Source organism: Thalassospira sp. MCCC 1A01428 (genome assembly GCF_002115825.1).
Classification (GTDB): Bacteria; Pseudomonadota; Alphaproteobacteria; order Rhodospirillales; family Thalassospiraceae; genus Thalassospira.
In genome coordinates, this window is record NZ_JFJZ01000188.1 from 1 (window position 1) to 327 (window position 327).

At 52.6% G+C, this 327-nt stretch carries 2 tRNA genes; both read right to left on the minus strand.

From position 1 onward, the window contains the following. Nucleotides 1-123 precede the first annotated feature (123 nt). Nucleotides 124-199, minus strand: a tRNA-Ala gene (locus tag THS27_RS26535). Between the two features lie 8 nt (nt 200-207). After that, a tRNA-Ile gene (locus THS27_RS26540) sits at nt 208-284 on the minus strand. Between the last annotated feature and the right edge of the window lie 43 nt (nt 285-327).

The window sequence follows — 327 nt, forward strand, 5'->3', positions numbered from 1 at the left end:
CGAAACTGGAAACCAGTGTCTCCCAAACCTCTTTGGCTCACGCCATATAACGTATACCGTTCTGTATCGATCCGTCTTGCGCAGCTCGTGAATAAATTCACAGCGCACAACCCACCAGATAAATGGTGGAGGTGAACGGGATCGAACCGATGACCTCCTGCTTGCAAAGCAGGCGCTCTCCCAACTGAGCTACACCCCCGGGTATAATGGTGGGCCTGAGAAGAGTTGAACTTCTGACCTCACCCTTATCAGGGGTGCGCTCTAACCAACTGAGCTACAGGCCCGGAACGTTAGTTCGCTGCGCTAATCTGAATGCATCGCATCCAT